Source organism: Cohnella sp. LGH (genome assembly GCF_017671885.1).
Taxonomy (GTDB): Bacteria; Bacillota; Bacilli; order Paenibacillales; family Paenibacillaceae; genus Cohnella; species Cohnella phaseoli.
Genome location: NZ_CP072117.1, coordinates 3,888,816 through 3,904,287, shown reverse-complemented (window position 1 = coordinate 3,904,287; position 15,472 = coordinate 3,888,816). Strand labels below are relative to the sequence as shown.

The 15,472-nt window shown below is 53.9% G+C and carries 14 protein-coding genes; 10 read left to right on the top strand and 4 right to left on the bottom strand.

Annotated features, from left to right (window positions below; translation table 11 throughout):
* Positions 1-81 precede the first annotated feature (81 nt).
* From J4772_RS16735 to J4772_RS16710, 6 genes are all read left to right on the top strand, one after another.
* Positions 82-780 carry a GTP pyrophosphokinase gene (locus J4772_RS16735; RefSeq protein ID WP_247741123.1) on the top strand — a complete coding sequence of 233 codons (699 nt, stop codon included), beginning with the start codon at positions 82-84 and terminating at the stop codon, positions 778-780.
* Positions 781-1,208: 428 nt separating this feature from the next.
* Positions 1,209-1,409, top strand: a complete 201-nt coding sequence (locus J4772_RS16730) for a hypothetical protein (RefSeq protein WP_209076259.1) — start codon at positions 1,209-1,211, stop codon at positions 1,407-1,409.
* A complete protein-coding gene (locus J4772_RS16725) occupies positions 1,399-2,658 on the top strand; it encodes a DNA polymerase IV (protein ID WP_209076257.1) in 1,260 nt (419 codons plus the stop codon). Before J4772_RS16730 ends, J4772_RS16725 begins: the two co-directional genes overlap by 11 nt.
* Positions 2,655-3,116, top strand: coding sequence for a YhjD family protein (locus J4772_RS16720; RefSeq protein WP_209076256.1), 462 nt, complete (start codon positions 2,655-2,657; stop codon positions 3,114-3,116). The genes J4772_RS16725 and J4772_RS16720 overlap by 4 nt, the downstream gene beginning before the upstream one ends.
* A 5-nt stretch (positions 3,117-3,121) precedes the next feature.
* The gene (locus tag J4772_RS16715; protein ID WP_209076254.1) at positions 3,122-3,388 is read left to right on the top strand and encodes a YolD-like family protein; all 267 of its coding nucleotides are present in this window, start codon (positions 3,122-3,124) and stop codon (positions 3,386-3,388) included.
* Between the two features lie 237 nt (positions 3,389-3,625).
* A complete protein-coding gene (locus J4772_RS16710) occupies positions 3,626-3,970 on the top strand; it encodes a YhjD family protein (protein WP_209076253.1) in 345 nt (114 codons plus the stop codon).
* A 198-nt stretch (positions 3,971-4,168) separates the two neighbouring features.
* Here the strand turns inward: J4772_RS16710 and J4772_RS16705 are convergent, their stop codons facing one another.
* The 4 genes from J4772_RS16705 to J4772_RS16690 all read right to left on the bottom strand — a co-directional run bounded on the left by J4772_RS16705 (position 4,169) and on the right by J4772_RS16690 (position 9,240).
* On the bottom strand, positions 4,169-4,618 hold the full coding sequence (locus tag J4772_RS16705; protein WP_209076251.1) for a hypothetical protein: 450 nt from the start codon (positions 4,616-4,618) through the stop codon (positions 4,169-4,171).
* A 133-nt stretch (positions 4,619-4,751) separates the two neighbouring features.
* A complete protein-coding gene (locus tag J4772_RS16700) occupies positions 4,752-6,311 on the bottom strand; it encodes a YifB family Mg chelatase-like AAA ATPase (RefSeq protein WP_209076248.1) in 1,560 nt (519 codons plus the stop codon).
* A gap of 142 nt (positions 6,312-6,453) precedes the next feature.
* Positions 6,454-8,121 carry an ABC transporter substrate-binding protein gene (locus J4772_RS16695; RefSeq protein WP_247741122.1) on the bottom strand — a complete coding sequence of 556 codons (1,668 nt, stop codon included), beginning with the start codon at positions 8,119-8,121 and terminating at the stop codon, positions 6,454-6,456.
* 117 nt (positions 8,122-8,238) lie between these two features.
* Positions 8,239-9,240, bottom strand: coding sequence for an ABC transporter substrate-binding protein (locus tag J4772_RS16690; RefSeq protein WP_209076247.1), 1,002 nt, complete (start codon positions 9,238-9,240; stop codon positions 8,239-8,241).
* Between the two features lie 595 nt (positions 9,241-9,835).
* On the opposite strand from J4772_RS16690, the gene sucC reads away from it, so the two are divergent.
* The 4 genes from sucC to topA all read left to right on the top strand — a co-directional run bounded on the left by sucC (position 9,836) and on the right by topA (position 15,444).
* Positions 9,836-10,996 carry an ADP-forming succinate--CoA ligase subunit beta gene (gene sucC, locus J4772_RS16685; protein ID WP_209076245.1) on the top strand — a complete coding sequence of 387 codons (1,161 nt, stop codon included), beginning with the start codon at positions 9,836-9,838 and terminating at the stop codon, positions 10,994-10,996.
* Between the two features lie 31 nt (positions 10,997-11,027).
* A complete protein-coding gene (gene sucD / locus J4772_RS16680; RefSeq protein ID WP_209076243.1) occupies positions 11,028-11,954 on the top strand; it encodes a succinate--CoA ligase subunit alpha in 927 nt (308 codons plus the stop codon).
* Between the two features lie 140 nt (positions 11,955-12,094).
* Positions 12,095-13,288 carry a DNA-processing protein DprA gene (gene dprA / locus J4772_RS16675; RefSeq protein WP_247741121.1) on the top strand — a complete coding sequence of 398 codons (1,194 nt, stop codon included), beginning with the start codon at positions 12,095-12,097 and terminating at the stop codon, positions 13,286-13,288.
* A 59-nt stretch (positions 13,289-13,347) separates the two neighbouring features.
* A complete protein-coding gene (gene topA, locus J4772_RS16670; protein WP_209076241.1) occupies positions 13,348-15,444 on the top strand; it encodes a type I DNA topoisomerase in 2,097 nt (698 codons plus the stop codon).
* Positions 15,445-15,472 lie beyond the last annotated feature (28 nt).

Genomic DNA, 15,472 nt, shown 5'->3' with positions numbered 1-15,472 from the left:
AGCAGAAGGTGAGCCATTCTGAATAATTTACCGCTACCGATGGAGCAATTCAAACGTTTCAAGGACGAAATCACTCGCTTTATGATGATGTACAAGTTTGCGCTCGACTCCCTTGAGACGAAGATCGAGATTTTGAAGGAAGAGTTTCATTTTCTGCACGACTACAATCCGATCGAGCATACGAAATCGCGGTTGAAATCTCCGGAGAGCATTCTGAACAAAATGTATCGCAAAGGTTGCGACATCTCCTTTCCGGGCATTCGCAACAGCATCAAGGACATCGCCGGATTGAGAATTACGTGTTCGTTCGTCTCCGACATCTATCGGATCGCCGAGATGCTGCAAATTCAAAGCGATCTGACAATCGTCGAAACGAAGGACTATATTCGCAATCCGAAGCCTAACGGCTACCAGAGCTTGCACCTGATCGTGGAGGTGCCGGTATATATGTCCGATCGCCAGGAGCAGGTATGCGTCGAAGTACAGATTCGCACGATCGCGATGGATTTCTGGGCGAGCTTGGAGCATAAAATTTTTTACAAGTACAACGAGTCCGTTCCTCCAAGCTTGCTCCGCGAGCTGAAGGAGGCTGCCGATTCGGCCGCTGCGCTCGACAAGCAAATGGAACGGCTGCACAATGAAGTGCTCGAAATTAAGGAGAACCGGATGGAAAACGCCGCGCCGCCGGAAGGCACCAAGCGAATCATTATCCGCGACCAGGAGTATCCGATTCCTGCGGCGTTTCTTCAACTGATCGACGGCGTGCAAGGAAAAGAATAGCATAGGCGTCGTAAAAGAACGGGAGCAGCTGCTCTTGCTTGAGGAGAACGGGGACATTTTGTACGTTTCTCCATACAAAGGCAGGTTCTCGCAGCGCCGAATTTTTGAATTTGTACGATGCGTCATCCAAATCGGCCGAGGGTGACCGACAAAGGTTGATTTTTATACGATTTATCGCACAACTTGCCCTAAACGGCGGCTTGAAACCGGATTTTATAACCGGAGCGAGATTCTCCCCCGTTTTTTAACTCGAGTGGCGAAGCGCGCCCCGACGATCCCGCATAGCGGGATTGTCGGGTTTTTTTGCGTTCCGACGACCGTAAGGAGCTTTGCGGCATGTTTGCAGACGAGCAGGAATAAATTGAGTATTGATCGGGAACAATTGTTCGTATTATGATAAGAACAAACGTTCTGTGGAGGCGAGAGAGATGTCCATAGCCAAGTATATTGGTCGGACGATTGTGATCGTGTATATGGACAAAAAGGAGCGGATCAGCAAGCGGACGATCCGGGTAATCCGCATCGATGCGGGGACGGTGTATGCGTTCGATACGTCCTGCAACGGGCCGAGAAGATTCGCGGTCGAGCGGATTTTGGCGGCGCAGCCGGTGATTGTACATGCCTCCTGAACGCACGATCTTCCTGGTGGACGGCCAATCGTTCTACGCCTCATGTGAAAAAGCTGCACATCCAGAGTACCGCAATAGGCCTGTTGCAGTTGGCGACCCGAGCCGCTCATCAGGGATCGTGCTGGCCGCATGTCCAATCGCCAAGGCTCGTGGCGTGACGACTGCTGAGCGCAATTTTACGGCGCTCGCCAAGTGCCCCGAGTTGGTCATCATACGCCCTCGGATGCAACGATACATTGAGATTTCGTTAATGATAACGAAGATTTTTGAGAGCTATACGGATCTTGTGGAACCCTTTAGTATTGATGAACAGTTTTTGGATGTAACTGGGAGTTTGGGGCGATATAAGTCTGCCGAGGAACTCGCAAAGCAAATCCAAGAAGAAGTGCTGTTGTCAACGGGCGTCTGGAGTAGGGTAGGAATCGGTCCATCGAAAATTATGGCCAAGACGGCAACTGACAATTTCGCGAAAAAAAACGATACCGGCGTGTTCCGTCTCGACTACAACAATATCGAGGAGACGTTATGGCCACTTCCAGTACACCAAATGTTTATGGTTGCGTCGAAAATGGCGACTCACTTTGCGATCATGGGGCTCCCGACAATCGGCGACATCGCCCGTACGCCATTACCTGAGTTTAAGCGTCGTATGCGACTCCGGATGGGCAAACAATCAGACATTCAGGCGGAGTATTATTGGCAGACGGCCCGAGGCATCGATCCAAGCCCGGTCGTACCGTCGATACGAAACGAACTTAAGTCGGTCAGCCACGGAAAGACATTGAGGGCTAGTCTCTATACAAAAAAGGCTGACATCGAACTTGTGCTACAGGAACTGGTGATCGAGGTTTGCCGGCGGGCGCGGCGGCTTGGCAAGCAAGGGAGAGTATTATCGGTAGGGCTTGGGGAATCGGACGGTGAGCGAGCTGCCCGCTTTGGGCGGCAAACAACACTCCCACACGCTACGTCGCTTACACACGAAATATACTCTGCAGCCCTGCGGCTATTTAGGGAGTATTGGCAGGGAATGCCGGTATCCTACCTGTATGTATCCATAACGCATCTGTCCGACGATAACGTAACGCAACTGGCGCTATTTGATGACCGATCGAAGGCATATGACCTTGAGCGAGCAACGGATGAGATTAAAGATCGATACGGTAGCGCAGCTATCATGCGGGCGTCATCCTTACAAGGGACAGGAATCGCACGAGAAAGAGCCGGACAGATCGGGGGTCACTATAAATGAGTAAGCTCGAAGGTAACGGACGTTGGGGAGGCAAAATGCTCCTGACCGAGCATCAGGAGCAGTACGGTAGACGGGAACAAACAATAAGCGGGAAGGCCACGTCTGATGAGATGAGGTTGATCAGGGACGCCATACTGCTCCCGCACTTAATGACGATGCTCCAAAGATCGATCGACGAGGTTAATCGGTCGCAAATATCCATGCATAATGTAATGGGGCGTTTTATGAGGGTGCTACTGGACCGGGTAAGTCTTGAATCCTTCAACGCTCGCCGGGAGCTAAAAAAGCGAAATATCAAGATTCTGTCCGATCAGACGCAGGACGATATCGTATACACTTGCTATCTCTGTAGAGGATACGAAGACAAATTTGGGATGACGCGGGAGATCATGCGGGCGGAAATCAGTAGTCATCTTGCTAAAGCTGTTGAAAGCATACTTAAACCAACAAAGGAGTGAACATCATGCCGGCAATAGCTAAGCCCGAAAAGACATATAAGGTGAAGAGGCCGACAAGAGATGAGTTTGAACTGGAGGAATTGGCCGACCAATTGACTGAAGCCAAGAGGGAAGAGACCGATGTCGTATTGGCCGTTTGGGGGATGGAGGAGACAGTGCACGGGATAATCACGGAGATGGACTCTAGGACGACACTTGTTCACGTCTACCGGAACGGCGATACAGTAAAAGTGCCGTTTATGGATATTATGAGAGTGAGCAACCCGATGTAACCGCGGGCATTATTCGGATTATGGCGAAGCTCCAAGAGGTTGGTACGGACAGAGAGGGGAAAGCCCCGATTAGTCGGGGCTCATTTTGTCCTAATTCTATTACCCACACATTACCCACAACCAACGTGTTAAATCATGTATCTTTGTGTCCACTAATGTATAGTTAAAAATGCTCAAAACCCGCGCCATTATTTGATTCTGTCCACTTGATTCTTTCGGTGTCCAAAGATTACAAACATGCTTACGATGTGCGATAAAAGCCTACAAGAGGTGCGGCGGACGCCGAATCTGCTCAAGCAGCCGCTGGGAGAATTCATCCAAATCGTCATGGACAAAATCAGCCGGGAACTGTTCTCTCTCCGCAGAGAACTGCGAGGGCGGAACATTAAAGTGTTCGACGATGAGACGCTCGACGGGATCATCTATCACCGCTACTCCTGCCGCGGGTATGAAGACAGGTTCTCCATCGTGCGCGAAGCGCTGCGCTCGGAGATTGGCATCCGACTGGCCAAATATTGCGCGGACATTTTGTATCCGTCGTTTAAGGAAGCGCGGCGGCCCGATCCGGGCAGCGATAGCTGATCGCCTCGGCTGCTGCGTCCTATGTGCGAATATTCTCTTTATCGGACACGATCGTAGGCCGCGAGCGGATTACAAAGGAAGACGTCGCGAAAGCGATCAGTTATCGTTGCTTCGAATGAAATAAGCACCTTTCCCCGTCATAATCAATACTGACGGCAAAGGTGCTTATTCAATCTCGCCCTCATCCTTTAAAACATGTTATTTGTAAATATAAACGTTATATTTAGTCGTTGAAGAACTAGTGCCGTCATTGGAAGAAATCTTCACATAGTACGAAGCGTCTGTCTTCATGCTGACCAATCGCGTCGAGTAGGGGCCCCCGCCGGTGAAAGTAAAGGAATCGACCGCTGTCGTTGTATCGGTACTTTTATAAACGGAAACTTTGTAAGTTACGCTTGAATCTCCGCCAGACATCTTAAAATTAATATTATACGCAAGGTATTTATCGCTTGGAATGGAAACGTAAAAATGGTCGGTGTCGGTACCTGAGCTAATGGCGCCTACAAGGGTATCTCCCAAACTAAAAGTGTCAGCGGTCGCAAAGGTGTTGTTAGGCTCGGATTCATTCACGTTAGCGGCAAAAGCGGGGGTAATACTTGCAAAAAGTATGCAAATAGCCCCCAATACAGTAGACGTAATTTTTTTCATAAATACATCATCTCCTCTTAATTTTATTTTTTTTCTACATCATCATACCTTTTTAGTATGTTATTGTAAATACAATTCTGGTATATTTTTGTTTTTATTCTTTTCAAATCCAATCGAAATTTGATCGTCGCGCTTAAGGAGATGCGGCTCGGTCCAGGCAGCGATAGCTGATCGCCTCGGCTACGTCCTCAGTGCGAATGTTCTCCCTGTCGGCCAGATCTGCGATCGTGCGGGAAATTCGCAGAATGCGGTCGTGCGCCCGGAAGCTTAAGCCCAGCCGGTCGTAAACCTGCTGAAGGAGCGTCTCGGCATCGGAAGAGAGCTTGGCGTACTTTCGCAGATGGCTTCCTTGAAGCTGGCTGTTCCATTGAAAGCCGTGCTTGGCATAGCGGGCAAGCTGCCTTGCGGCGGCGTCGGCGACGATCTCCCGCGCTTGCGCGGAGGAGAGCCCCCCGCCGGAGGACAGTCCTTGCAGCGGCTGACGCGCGAGCTCGACCTGAAGATCCAAGCGATCGGCGAGAGGCCCCGATATGCGGGCGCGGTATCTGGAGACGGCAGCCGGAGAGCACGCGCAGGGCAGGCCGCTTGGTTCGCCGCCGCAGGGGCACGGATTCATCGAGGCCGCGAGCATAAAGCTTGCCGGAAAACGGCATACGGCTCTGGCCCGTCCGATCGTCACCTGACGGTCCTCAAGCGGCTGACGCAGCGTCTCCAGGCAGGAGCGGGAAAACTCCGGCAATTCGTCAAGAAACAGAACGCCGTGGTGAGCAAGCGTCACCTCTCCCGGCTTGGGGATCGTGCCGCCTCCGACGAGGCCCGCTCCCGAAATCGTATGATGCGGAGCGCGAAAAGGGCGGCTGCGAATTAATCCGGCGCGCGTTTCTCCGAGCTTGCCGCAGACGCTGAAGATTTTCGTTACGGCCAGCGCCTCCTCGTCGTTCAGAGGGGGAAGAATCGTTGGCAAGCGGCGGCACAGCATCGTCTTCCCGGTGCCCGGAGGGCCGATAAAGACAAGGTTATGCATGCCGCTCGCCGCGACAAGCAGCGCGCGCTTGCCCTGCTCCTGGCCAACGACGTCGGCCAGGTCGAGCTCGCCGTTGTCGGAGCTGTCTTGAAACCGGATCAAGTCTCGCAGCCGCTTGCTTCCGAAGCCGCGGGGAGCCCCGGGCGGATCGTCCGGCTCGGCGCCGTCTTCGCCGTTGAGCCATTCCGAAAGCGAAGAAATTCCTTGCACTTCGATGCCGGGCAGGAGGGAGGCCTCGGCCGCGGCGGAGCGGGGAACGACGATGCGGCGCAGGCCGCAGCGCCGAGCCAGCTCGGTCATCGGCAGCACGCCGGGCACGCTGCGGATCGTGCCGCTCAGCGACAATTCCCCGATTAACAGCGTATCGGCGAGCATCCCCGGTTCAAGCTGTCCGCTCGCGCACAGAATGCCTGCCGCGATAGCCAAGTCGAACGCGCTGCCCTCCTTGCGAAGATCGGCCGGAGCAAGGTTGATCGTCACCCGGTCGAGCGGGAATTTCATCCCTGCGTTTTGAATCGCGGCCCTCACCCGGTCGATCGATTCCCGCACGGCCGAATCGGGCAGCCCGACGACGTTTACCATAGGCAGGCCCGAGCTAATGTTCACCTCGACCTCGATCAGGCGACCTTCGATCCCCAGCACGCTGGCGCTCATCATTTTCGCATACATAACAAAAAAACACCCTCCTCCGTCCAAGATCATAGTGAACGGGAAAGGTGCTTCCTCTCCGAAATATTGCGGTTGAAATAAGTGTACACGCCGGCGAAGCCCCTGTCAACGGCAGCGCGAACGGTTTTCCGCTGAGCCTCGCTTAAGAAATTCGATTGAGAACCAGCGGAAGCATATTGAGCAGACGCTCTTGAAATTTGGCGTCGTTATAGTTCCAGGCGTCGGCTTCGAGCACGTAAACGCAGCCGCTGCGAACGGCCGGCAAGCTTCTCCATAACGAACTTTCCATCATCGCTAGCGCGGCGCGGCGCGATTGTTCGTTCTCGGAGAGCAGCATGAAAACATGGTCTCCCGCGTATTCGGGCAGTCTGTCAGGGGGAATCTCCGCGAATCCTACGCCGGCTTCGACGATGTCGCGAATTCCATCTGCGGCCTGAAAGCCGCAAGGGTGATAGAGCGCGGAGGATAAGCCGGAAGCTCCCATGACGAATAAATGCTCTCCGTGCTCGTAGACGAATACAGAAGCCGTATGACCTTGTCGAACGACGGAGCGTAGGTTGTTCCACATAGCCGCCGCCTTGGGGTTAAAGGAGGAAAGCCACTGCTCCGCTTCCCGTTTGCGCCCTAGCCATTGTCCTAATGTATGCAAACGGTGCTCCAGCGGAGCAAACGTATTAAAGGTAACGGTAGGCGCGATTTTGGATAAGGCGTTATATTGATTCTCGTCCGCGTTCGCGAAAATGATCAGGTCCGGTTTAAGGGCTTGGGCCTTGCCGGGATCGATCGGCATTCCCACTTCGAGGAAGCCGCGCTCGCGTTCTTCGAGAAAGCCGTTGTTTTTGAAGCTGTCGCTGGTCCCGATCGCCCGAATGCCCAAGGCGCTTAAGTCGCCCAGCGTTTCCCCGTGATAGATGATCCGCTGCGGGCTTGCGGGAATATCTACTTCGTGGCCTGTCCAATCCTTCACGCGGATTTTGCCGCGGGTCGATTGCGAATATTGTCTGGGCGTCATTCCGGTAGATTGACGAAATCGGCGATTGAAGTAATATTCGTCCGCGAATCCGACCCGGCGAGCGATTTCCCGCAGCGGCTCCGCAGTCAGACGAAGCCATTCCTTCGCATGCCCGATTCGAACATCGGTCAAGTAATCAAGCGGTTTTTTGCCGGTAAGCTTTTGAAATGCCGCGCTGTACTGCCATTGAACGAGCTGCGAGATTTCAGCAAGCTGTTTTACGGTAATCGGGTACATGTAGTTGTTGCGCATATAGCTAATCGTTAATTCAATAGCCTGAAGCGGGTTGGAGGAATGCCCGGCGCGCACGTTGTGCTCGAACAAAACGGCGAGCATTTCATTAAACTGCGCTTGACGAGTCAAACCCTCGGCGCCTCCGTGCGATCGTCTGCCCTCATACAAAATGTCGGCCAAACGGGAGAGCCGAGTGAAGGGGAGGGCGGCGAGCTCGCTCCCCTCCGGCAGAATCTCTCCGTCATATTTTGCGTATTCGCCGCCTTGGATTTGAACGGCGGCGAAGGTCAATCTATAACAGCGTATCGCGTCGCATTCATTGACGAGCCTGAACGGGACTCCGGGGTTCAGCCAGTAGCATTTGGCGGCCGCAATCTTTGTAAGCTCGCGGTTTTGAAACAATCTGCCTTGCCCGTCCGTTACGATCAGCAGCGTGTACAGATCGGTTTCGTACATATGGGGATACCATGCAGCGTTATGTTCAATCCGTTCGATATCGACGAAATGGAAGAGCAGGGAGCTTAAGGGAACGCTGACGGAGTCGGAGCTTAAACCATTCATCATGCTATCCTCCTGAAGTGATAACCATTCTCATTAACGTCGATTGTATAATAAAAAGAAGACGTATTTCAACGGTTTCGTCGAAAACGTCTTCTAAGTTTTAAAGTCATGTCATGTTGCCTATTTGGCCATCAACTTCGGAAGCTGCTCGATTAGCCACTGCCTGCTAAGGGCATCGCTTCCCGATTGTTTGATATCGAGCCGATAGACATGGCCTGCTTTGACAGCGGGCAGGTCTTGCCAGATCCGGCTCTTCAATAAATCTTCGGTAGATTGAATGGCGTCCTTCAACTCGGAAGCCGGGTTAAGGATGAATATCCGATCTCCGGCATATTCGGGCAGCATCTCGGTCGAGATTTGTTCGAATCCTCTATCCAATACTTTCTGAATGGGTTCCGTCGGTTTTAGTCCGTCCGGGGTATACAGCACTTGGGATAGCCCGGTTCGCGCCATCACGAACAGTCGCTCTCCCGGATAATAAGTAAAGACGGAGGCCGTCTCCCCCGGCTTCAAGCCCGCTGCCTGCAGTTCCTTCCACATTTGATCCTCTTGTTTGTTATACTCTGCCAGCCACTGCTCCGCTTGCGTCTTTTTCCCCAGGACGTCTCCAAGCAGCGGCAAGCGTTCTTCGAGCGGAGCGAACGTATCGAATACGATTGTCGGCGCGATTTTGCTAAGCTGTTCGTAGACTTTCTCATCCGTATCGGCGATGATAACGAGGTCGGGCGCGAGCGAGATGATTTTCTCCAGATTGATCGGGAAGCCTACGTCTTCAATGCCGGCCAGTTGATCTTCATACACGGTTTCCGAAGCCATGCTGGTCGAAGTTCCGATCGCTTTAACGCCCAACGCTAACAAGTCGCTGAACGTTTCTCCGACGAAAACGACGCGCTCGGGGGAGACTGGAATTTCAATCTCGTGGCCGATGTAATCCGTTATTTTACGCACCGAAGCGGCAGGATCGGAAGAGGGGGATGCCGAGACTGTTGCGGACGGACTGGCGGCAGGGGTGCTCCCGTTGGATGCGGCATTGTTTTTTTCGCTGCTCCCGCAAGCCGCCAATAACGTTCCAAACAGCGCGATCGTGCCAAGAGTTAAGACGATTTTCATTTTCTTGCTCATGAATTTGATTCCTCCGTAGTTTCAATGTGATCATTAGATAATGATAATCATTATCGATTCGTGTCAGTGAAAGTATAGAAGATGGCGCAGCTCCGCTCAATGGACAAAAATAAATCGGACAATCGAATTTGTACAAACATAAAGGGGGAGGCGCGGGTCGCACGGTTGGGGCATGAGTTTTGCGGCATTGGACAAAATAAAGCGAAACTGCAAGCCGAGATCTACTTATCGCAATTAAGAGATGCATTTCCGGCAATTCCATCTCAAAATTCGATGAAATCATTGCCAAAGAAGACTGATAATTTGTTGAAAAGATAAGGAAGCATTCGGCAATTAGTGATACAATGATGAAGGTTTTGTTACATATTTGTTTAACATGCGCGTTCATAGGATTCGACGTCGAGTCTGCTATCAAGTGAGGCTTCGTGATCAAAAGCGAACTTATTGAACAACCTCTTAAAGGAATGTGTAACGGCTGCTAGCGGTGAACTCATCGCTAACATGGGTCAAGCTGTGACGGCCCCGCCCGGCGATTCCGCGCCGAAGCGATCGGCCGCACCAGATATTAAGCGCACAACGGGAGGATGCCAGAACCATGAATATTCATGAGTATCAAGGCAAGGAAGTCTTGAGGCAGTATGGCGTTAACGTGCCGCGCGGCAAAGTGGCGTTTACCGTCGACGAAGCCGTTAGCGCAGCGAAAGAACTCGGAAGCTCGGTAACGGTTGTTAAAGCCCAAATCCATGCGGGCGGACGCGGCAAAGCCGGCGGCGTCAAAATCGCCAAAAGCCTGGACGACGTCGCGAGCTACGCCAAGGAGCTGCTCGGCAAAGTGCTGGTCACGCACCAAACGGGACCGGAAGGCAAGGAAATCAAGCGTCTTCTGATCGAAGAAGGCTGCGATATCAAGAAGGAATACTATCTCGGGGTCGTCGTCGACCGCGGGACCGGACGCGTTGTTATGATGGGTTCGGAAGAGGGCGGCATGGACATCGAGGAAGTCGCCGAGCATTCCCCTGAGAAGATCATTAAAGTCGTCGTCGATCCGGCTGTCGGACTGCAAACGTTCCAAGCCCGTCAATTGGCGCTCGACATCCATATTCCGGTAGAGCTGGTCAACAAAGCGGTCAAGTTCATGTTGGCTCTATACAAAGCGTTCGAGGAAAAAGATTGCTCCATCGCCGAGATCAATCCGCTCGTCGTAACCGGCGGAGGCGACGTGATGGCGCTTGACGCCAAGCTGAACTTCGACTCCAACGCCCTGTTCCGCCATAAGGATATTGTCGAACTGCGCGACCTGGACGAGGAAGACGAGAAGGAAATTCAAGCTTCCAAGTTCGATCTGAGCTATATCGCGCTCGACGGCAACATCGGCTGTATGGTTAATGGCGCAGGTCTGGCTATGGCCACGATGGACATTATCAAATATTACGGCGGCTCTCCGGCCAACTTCCTTGACGTTGGCGGCGGCGCGACGAAAGAAAAAGTAACCGAAGCGTTCAAAATCATCCTGTCCGACGCGAATGTCAAAGGGATTTTCGTCAATATTTTCGGCGGTATCATGAAGTGCGACGTCATCGCAGAAGGCGTTGTCGCCGCAGCTCGCGAGCTTGGTCTCGACAAACCGCTCGTCGTTCGCCTCGAAGGCACGAACGTGAATCTGGGCAAAGAAATTTTGAACGGTTCCGGTCTGAATATCGTGGCCGCGGATTCGATGGCCGACGGCGCGCAAAAAATCGTTTCGCTTGTGAAGTGACAAGGGAGAACTTACCGGGGAGTGTATAATCATGAGTATCTTGATCGATAAGAACACCAAGGTGATCACCCAAGGCATCACGGGCGCGACGGGGTCGTTCCATGCTAAAGGTGCTTTGGAATACGGCACGCAGATGGTCGGCGGAGTAACGCCGGGCAAAGGCGGCCAAACGATCGATTTCGATCTGGAGAACGGGACGAAAATCACGTTGCCGATCTTCAATACGGTTAGAGATGCGGTGACGGCAACGGGCGCAACGGCATCCGTTATTTATGTCGCGCCTCCGTTCGCGGCGGATTCCATCATGGAAGCGGTCGATGCGGAGCTGGACCTGGTCATCTGTATTACGGAAGGCATTCCGGTTATGGACATGATCAAAGTCAAGCGCTTTATGGAAGGCAAGAAAACTCGTCTGATCGGGCCGAACTGCCCGGGCGTCATTACGCCGGAAGAGATCAAAATCGGCATCATGCCGGGCTATATTCATAAAAAAGGCCACGTAGGCGTCGTTTCCCGTTCGGGAACGCTCACTTACGAGGCGGTTCACCAATTGACGACTCGCGGCATCGGCCAATCGTCGGCTGTCGGCATTGGCGGAGACCCGGTCAAAGGGTCCGAGTTCATCGACATTCTGAAGCTGTTTAACGAAGATCCCGATACGTATGCGGTCATCATGATCGGCGAAATCGGCGGTACGGCGGAAGAAGAAGCGGCGGAATGGATCAAAGCGAACATGACGAAACCTGTCGTCGGCTTCATCGGCGGCGCAACGGCGCCTCCGGGGAAACGGATGGGACATGCGGGCGCGATCATTTCCGGCGGCAAAGGCACGGCTGCGGAGAAAATTTCCGTGCTCGAAGCCAACGGCATTCGCGTCGCTCCGACGCCTTCCGACATGGGCGCGACGCTTGTCGCCGTGCTTGAGGAAAAAGGATTGCTGGAAAAGTGCAAAGGTTAATGGTACAGTAGCAGTAGGATAAAATAATTGCCGGAAAACCATTCGTTTTCCGCGCACGGCAAGGCAAGCAGCCTTCCGCGCCCTCTTCGAGGGAGTGGAAGGCTTTTTGTCGTACATGAGCCTGGGGAGGGTTTGAGGAGATGCTGGACAACGAGGAGAATAAGAAAAAGGATAATGTCAGGGTCGTATCGCTGGCGGAGGCACTCGAGACAGGCATGACGCGAGAGGTGCTGATCGCGCTGCATGAGTCCGACGGGATCGGGCGGGTGACGATTGCGACGGTTTTCCTGTACGGCGTCATGAAGGGGCCGGGCTCCTTACGGGATTCGGGAGATTTTCTCGCCGGCGATTGGCGGGACATGGGGCTGAGCGCAAGGCAGGCGCTGGCTGCGGAGCGAAGCGTGCGCCTCGCTGCGAGAGAGCGCAGACAAGTTCGTTACGCGGAGGGAAGGATGGAGGTCGTCACCTATCTGGACGACGATTACCCGTCCCTGCTGCGGGAGATCGCCGACCCCCCTTGGGTGCTCTATTGCAGGGGGAGACTGGAGCTGTTAAGGCATCCGGCGATTGCGATTGTCGGCACCAGACTTGCCACAGGTTACGGGCGCAAGATGGCGGAGGGGCTCGGTGAGGGCTGTGCGGGGCGCATGACGGTCGTCAGCGGGTTGGCTAGGGGGATTGACGCGGCGGCCCACAGAGGCGCCGTATCCGCCGCATACGGGACGATAGCGGTGCTTGCCGGCGGCGTCGATCGATGTTATCCTCCGGAGAACGCCGCTTTGTATCGCGAGATCGGGGTGCAAGGGCTGCTGCTGGCGGAAAGTCCTCCGGATACGATTCTTCACCCCGGATTGTTTCCTCTGCGCAATCGCATCATTGCCGGCCTTTCTTACGGCGTCGTCGTCGTGGAAGCCGCGCACAGGAGCGGCGCGCTGATTACGGCGGATTTGGCGCTCGGCTACAATCGAGATGTGTTCGTTATACCGGGGCAGGTGACTTCTCCGCGAAGTTTGGGCGCGCTCGAATATTTTCGCAAAGGGGCGCATCCGGCGCTGGACGCTTCCGATATTTTTCAATATTATGAGTATCGACTGCCTTCCTTCACAGGGCCGGAACCCGCAAACGGCGCGGCGTCCGGGGCTTCCGCAGGGGAGGAGGGGCTGAGCGAAGACGAACTGCTCGTCTACCGTTTAATCCTCGATCGGCCCGCTTCCGTCGATGAATTGGCGACCTTTTCCGGGATGACGTTTGGACATTTACACTCCGTTCTGCTAAATTTACTAATGAAACGACGAATTGAACAACGAACCGGTTTCGTATATCATGTCCTTTAATAATGAAGGCATAAGAAATAGGCACGAGGACTTGTCGACCGTAGGAGAGGAGGATGGACGTGGCGGACTCGCTAGTGATTGTGGAATCGCCGGCTAAGGCGAAGACGATCGGCAAATATTTAGGAAGCAAATTTATCGTCAAAGCGTCCATGGGGCACATTCGCGATTTGCCGAAAAGCCAGATCGGCGTCGAGGTGGAAAACGGCTTTCAGCCGAAGTACATCACGATCCGGGGCAAAGGCAACGTTTTGAAGGAATTGCGCGATGCCAGCAAAAAGGTGAAAAAAGTTTATCTCGCAGCTGACCCCGATAGGGAAGGCGAAGCGATCGCGTGGCATTTGGCCCATTATCTGGAGCTGGACGAGAAGGAAGATTGCCGCGTCGTTTTTAACGAGATTACGAAGCAAGCGGTCAAGGACGCTTTCAAGTCGCCCAGACCGATCGATATGGATTTGGTGAACGCCCAGCAGGCGAGAAGGGTGCTCGACCGGCTCGTCGGATACAAAATCAGCCCGCTGCTGTGGAAAAAGGTCAAGAAAGGACTCAGCGCCGGCCGCGTGCAATCGGTCGCCGTTAAGCTGATCAACGACCGCGAGAACGAGATCAATGCATTCGTTCCGGAAGAATATTGGAGCATTACCGCTCATTTGACGCAGGGCAAAGCGGCGTTCGAGGCGAAGTTCCATTCCGTTCATGGCGAGAAGAAGGAGCTGCACAGCGAAGCTGAGGTTAAGGAAGTGCTGGCACAGCTAACCGGAGCGCAGTTCACTGTCGGAGAGGTCAAGGAGAAGGAGCGCCAGCGCAACCCGTCTCCGCCGTTTATTACGAGTTCGCTGCAGCAGGAAGCCGCGCGTAAGCTGAACTTCCGCGCTTCGAAGACGATGCAGATCGCGCAGCAGCTTTACGAGGGCGTCGATCTGGGCAAGGAAGGGACGGTCGGTCTCATTACGTATATGCGTACCGACTCGACTCGTATCTCGCCGGTTGCGCAGGAGGAAGCCAGAGAGTATATCGAGGGCAAGTACGGCAATCCATTTTTGCCTGAAACTCCTCGGGTTTACACGAAGAAGAACGCTTCCGCGCAGGACGCGCACGAAGCGATTCGTCCGACGTCGGTGCTGCGCGATCCGGAATCGGTCAAGGCTTTCACGTCCAAGGATCAGTTCAGACTGTATAAGCTGGTCTGGGAGCGCTTCGTCTCCAGCCAGATGTCGTCGGCCGTGCTCGATACGATGACCGTCGATCTGCAGAATGGGCCGGCTGTGTTTCGGGCCAACGGTTCGAAGCTGAAATTCCCCGGCTTTATGAAGGTGTACGTCGAAGGCAACGACGACGGCACGACGGATGAGGATCGGCTGCTGCCCCCGCTCGCTGTGGGAGACAAGGCGGAATCGAAGGACATCGAGCCGAAGCAGCACTTTACTCAGCCGCCGCCGCGCTTCACGGAAGCCCGACTCGTGCGGGCGCTCGAGGAGTTGGGCATAGGCCGCCCAAGCACGTACGCTCCGACGTTGGAGACGATCCAAAAGCGCAATTATGTCGCCTTGGAAGAGAAGAAGTTTACTCCGACCGAACTGGGCGAGCTCGTCATCCAATTAATGGAGGAGTTTTTTCCAGAAATCCTCGACGTCGAATTTACCGCCAACATGGAAGGCGATCTTGACCATGTCGAGGAAGGCATGCAAGATTGGGTCAACGTCATTGGCGAGTTTTACAAGTCGTTCGAGCAGCGGCTGGCGGTCGCCGAAGAGGAAATGAAGGAAATCGAGATCAAGGATGAGCCGTCGGACGAAGTGTGCGACAAGTGCGGCAGCCCGATGGTCTATAAAATGGGACGCTTCGGCAAGTTTCTGGCTTGCTCGGGTTTCCCGAATTGTCGGAATACGAAGCCGATTATTAAAGATACCGGCGTAACGTGCCCGAAGTGCAAAGAAGGTCAGATCGTCGAAAGGCGCAGCAAGAAGGGGCGCGTATTCTACGGGTGCAATCTGTATCCCGGCTGCGATTACGTCTCTTGGGATAAGCCGGTTGCCAAGCCGTGCCCGAGCTGCGGCGGGGTAATGGTCGAGAAGCGGGTCAAAGGCGAGACTCAACTGAATTGTACGGTATGCAGCCATTCGGAAGCTGCCGAAGAAGCCGAGGAAGCGGCGGAATAATCGAATAAGCCGCAAGCGGGACGCCGCT

What these genes read in the sequence shown, in the direction of transcription:
- J4772_RS16710 (WP_209076253.1), top strand. Translation starts at nt 3,626, where the DNA reads ATGCTTACGATGTGCGATAAAAGCCTACAAGAGGTGCGGCGGACGCCG.
- sucC (WP_209076245.1), top strand. Translation starts at nt 9,836, where the DNA reads ATGAATATTCATGAGTATCAAGGCAAGGAAGTCTTGAGGCAGTATGGC.
- J4772_RS16730 (WP_209076259.1), top strand. Translation starts at nt 1,209, where the DNA reads ATGTCCATAGCCAAGTATATTGGTCGGACGATTGTGATCGTGTATATG.
- J4772_RS16715 (WP_209076254.1), top strand. Translation starts at nt 3,122, where the DNA reads ATGCCGGCAATAGCTAAGCCCGAAAAGACATATAAGGTGAAGAGGCCG.
- sucD (WP_209076243.1), top strand. Translation starts at nt 11,028, where the DNA reads ATGAGTATCTTGATCGATAAGAACACCAAGGTGATCACCCAAGGCATC.
- J4772_RS16735 (WP_247741123.1), top strand. Translation starts at nt 82, where the DNA reads ATGATGATGTACAAGTTTGCGCTCGACTCCCTTGAGACGAAGATCGAG.
- J4772_RS16705 (WP_209076251.1), bottom strand. Translation starts at nt 4,618, where the DNA reads ATGAAAAAAATTACGTCTACTGTATTGGGGGCTATTTGCATACTTTTT.
- J4772_RS16720 (WP_209076256.1), top strand. Translation starts at nt 2,655, where the DNA reads ATGAGTAAGCTCGAAGGTAACGGACGTTGGGGAGGCAAAATGCTCCTG.
- J4772_RS16725 (WP_209076257.1), top strand. Translation starts at nt 1,399, where the DNA reads ATGCCTCCTGAACGCACGATCTTCCTGGTGGACGGCCAATCGTTCTAC.
- dprA (WP_247741121.1), top strand. Translation starts at nt 12,095, where the DNA reads ATGCTGGACAACGAGGAGAATAAGAAAAAGGATAATGTCAGGGTCGTA.
- J4772_RS16695 (WP_247741122.1), bottom strand. Translation starts at nt 8,121, where the DNA reads ATGATGAATGGTTTAAGCTCCGACTCCGTCAGCGTTCCCTTAAGCTCC.
- J4772_RS16690 (WP_209076247.1), bottom strand. Translation starts at nt 9,240, where the DNA reads ATGAGCAAGAAAATGAAAATCGTCTTAACTCTTGGCACGATCGCGCTG.
- J4772_RS16700 (WP_209076248.1), bottom strand. Translation starts at nt 6,311, where the DNA reads ATGTATGCGAAAATGATGAGCGCCAGCGTGCTGGGGATCGAAGGTCGC.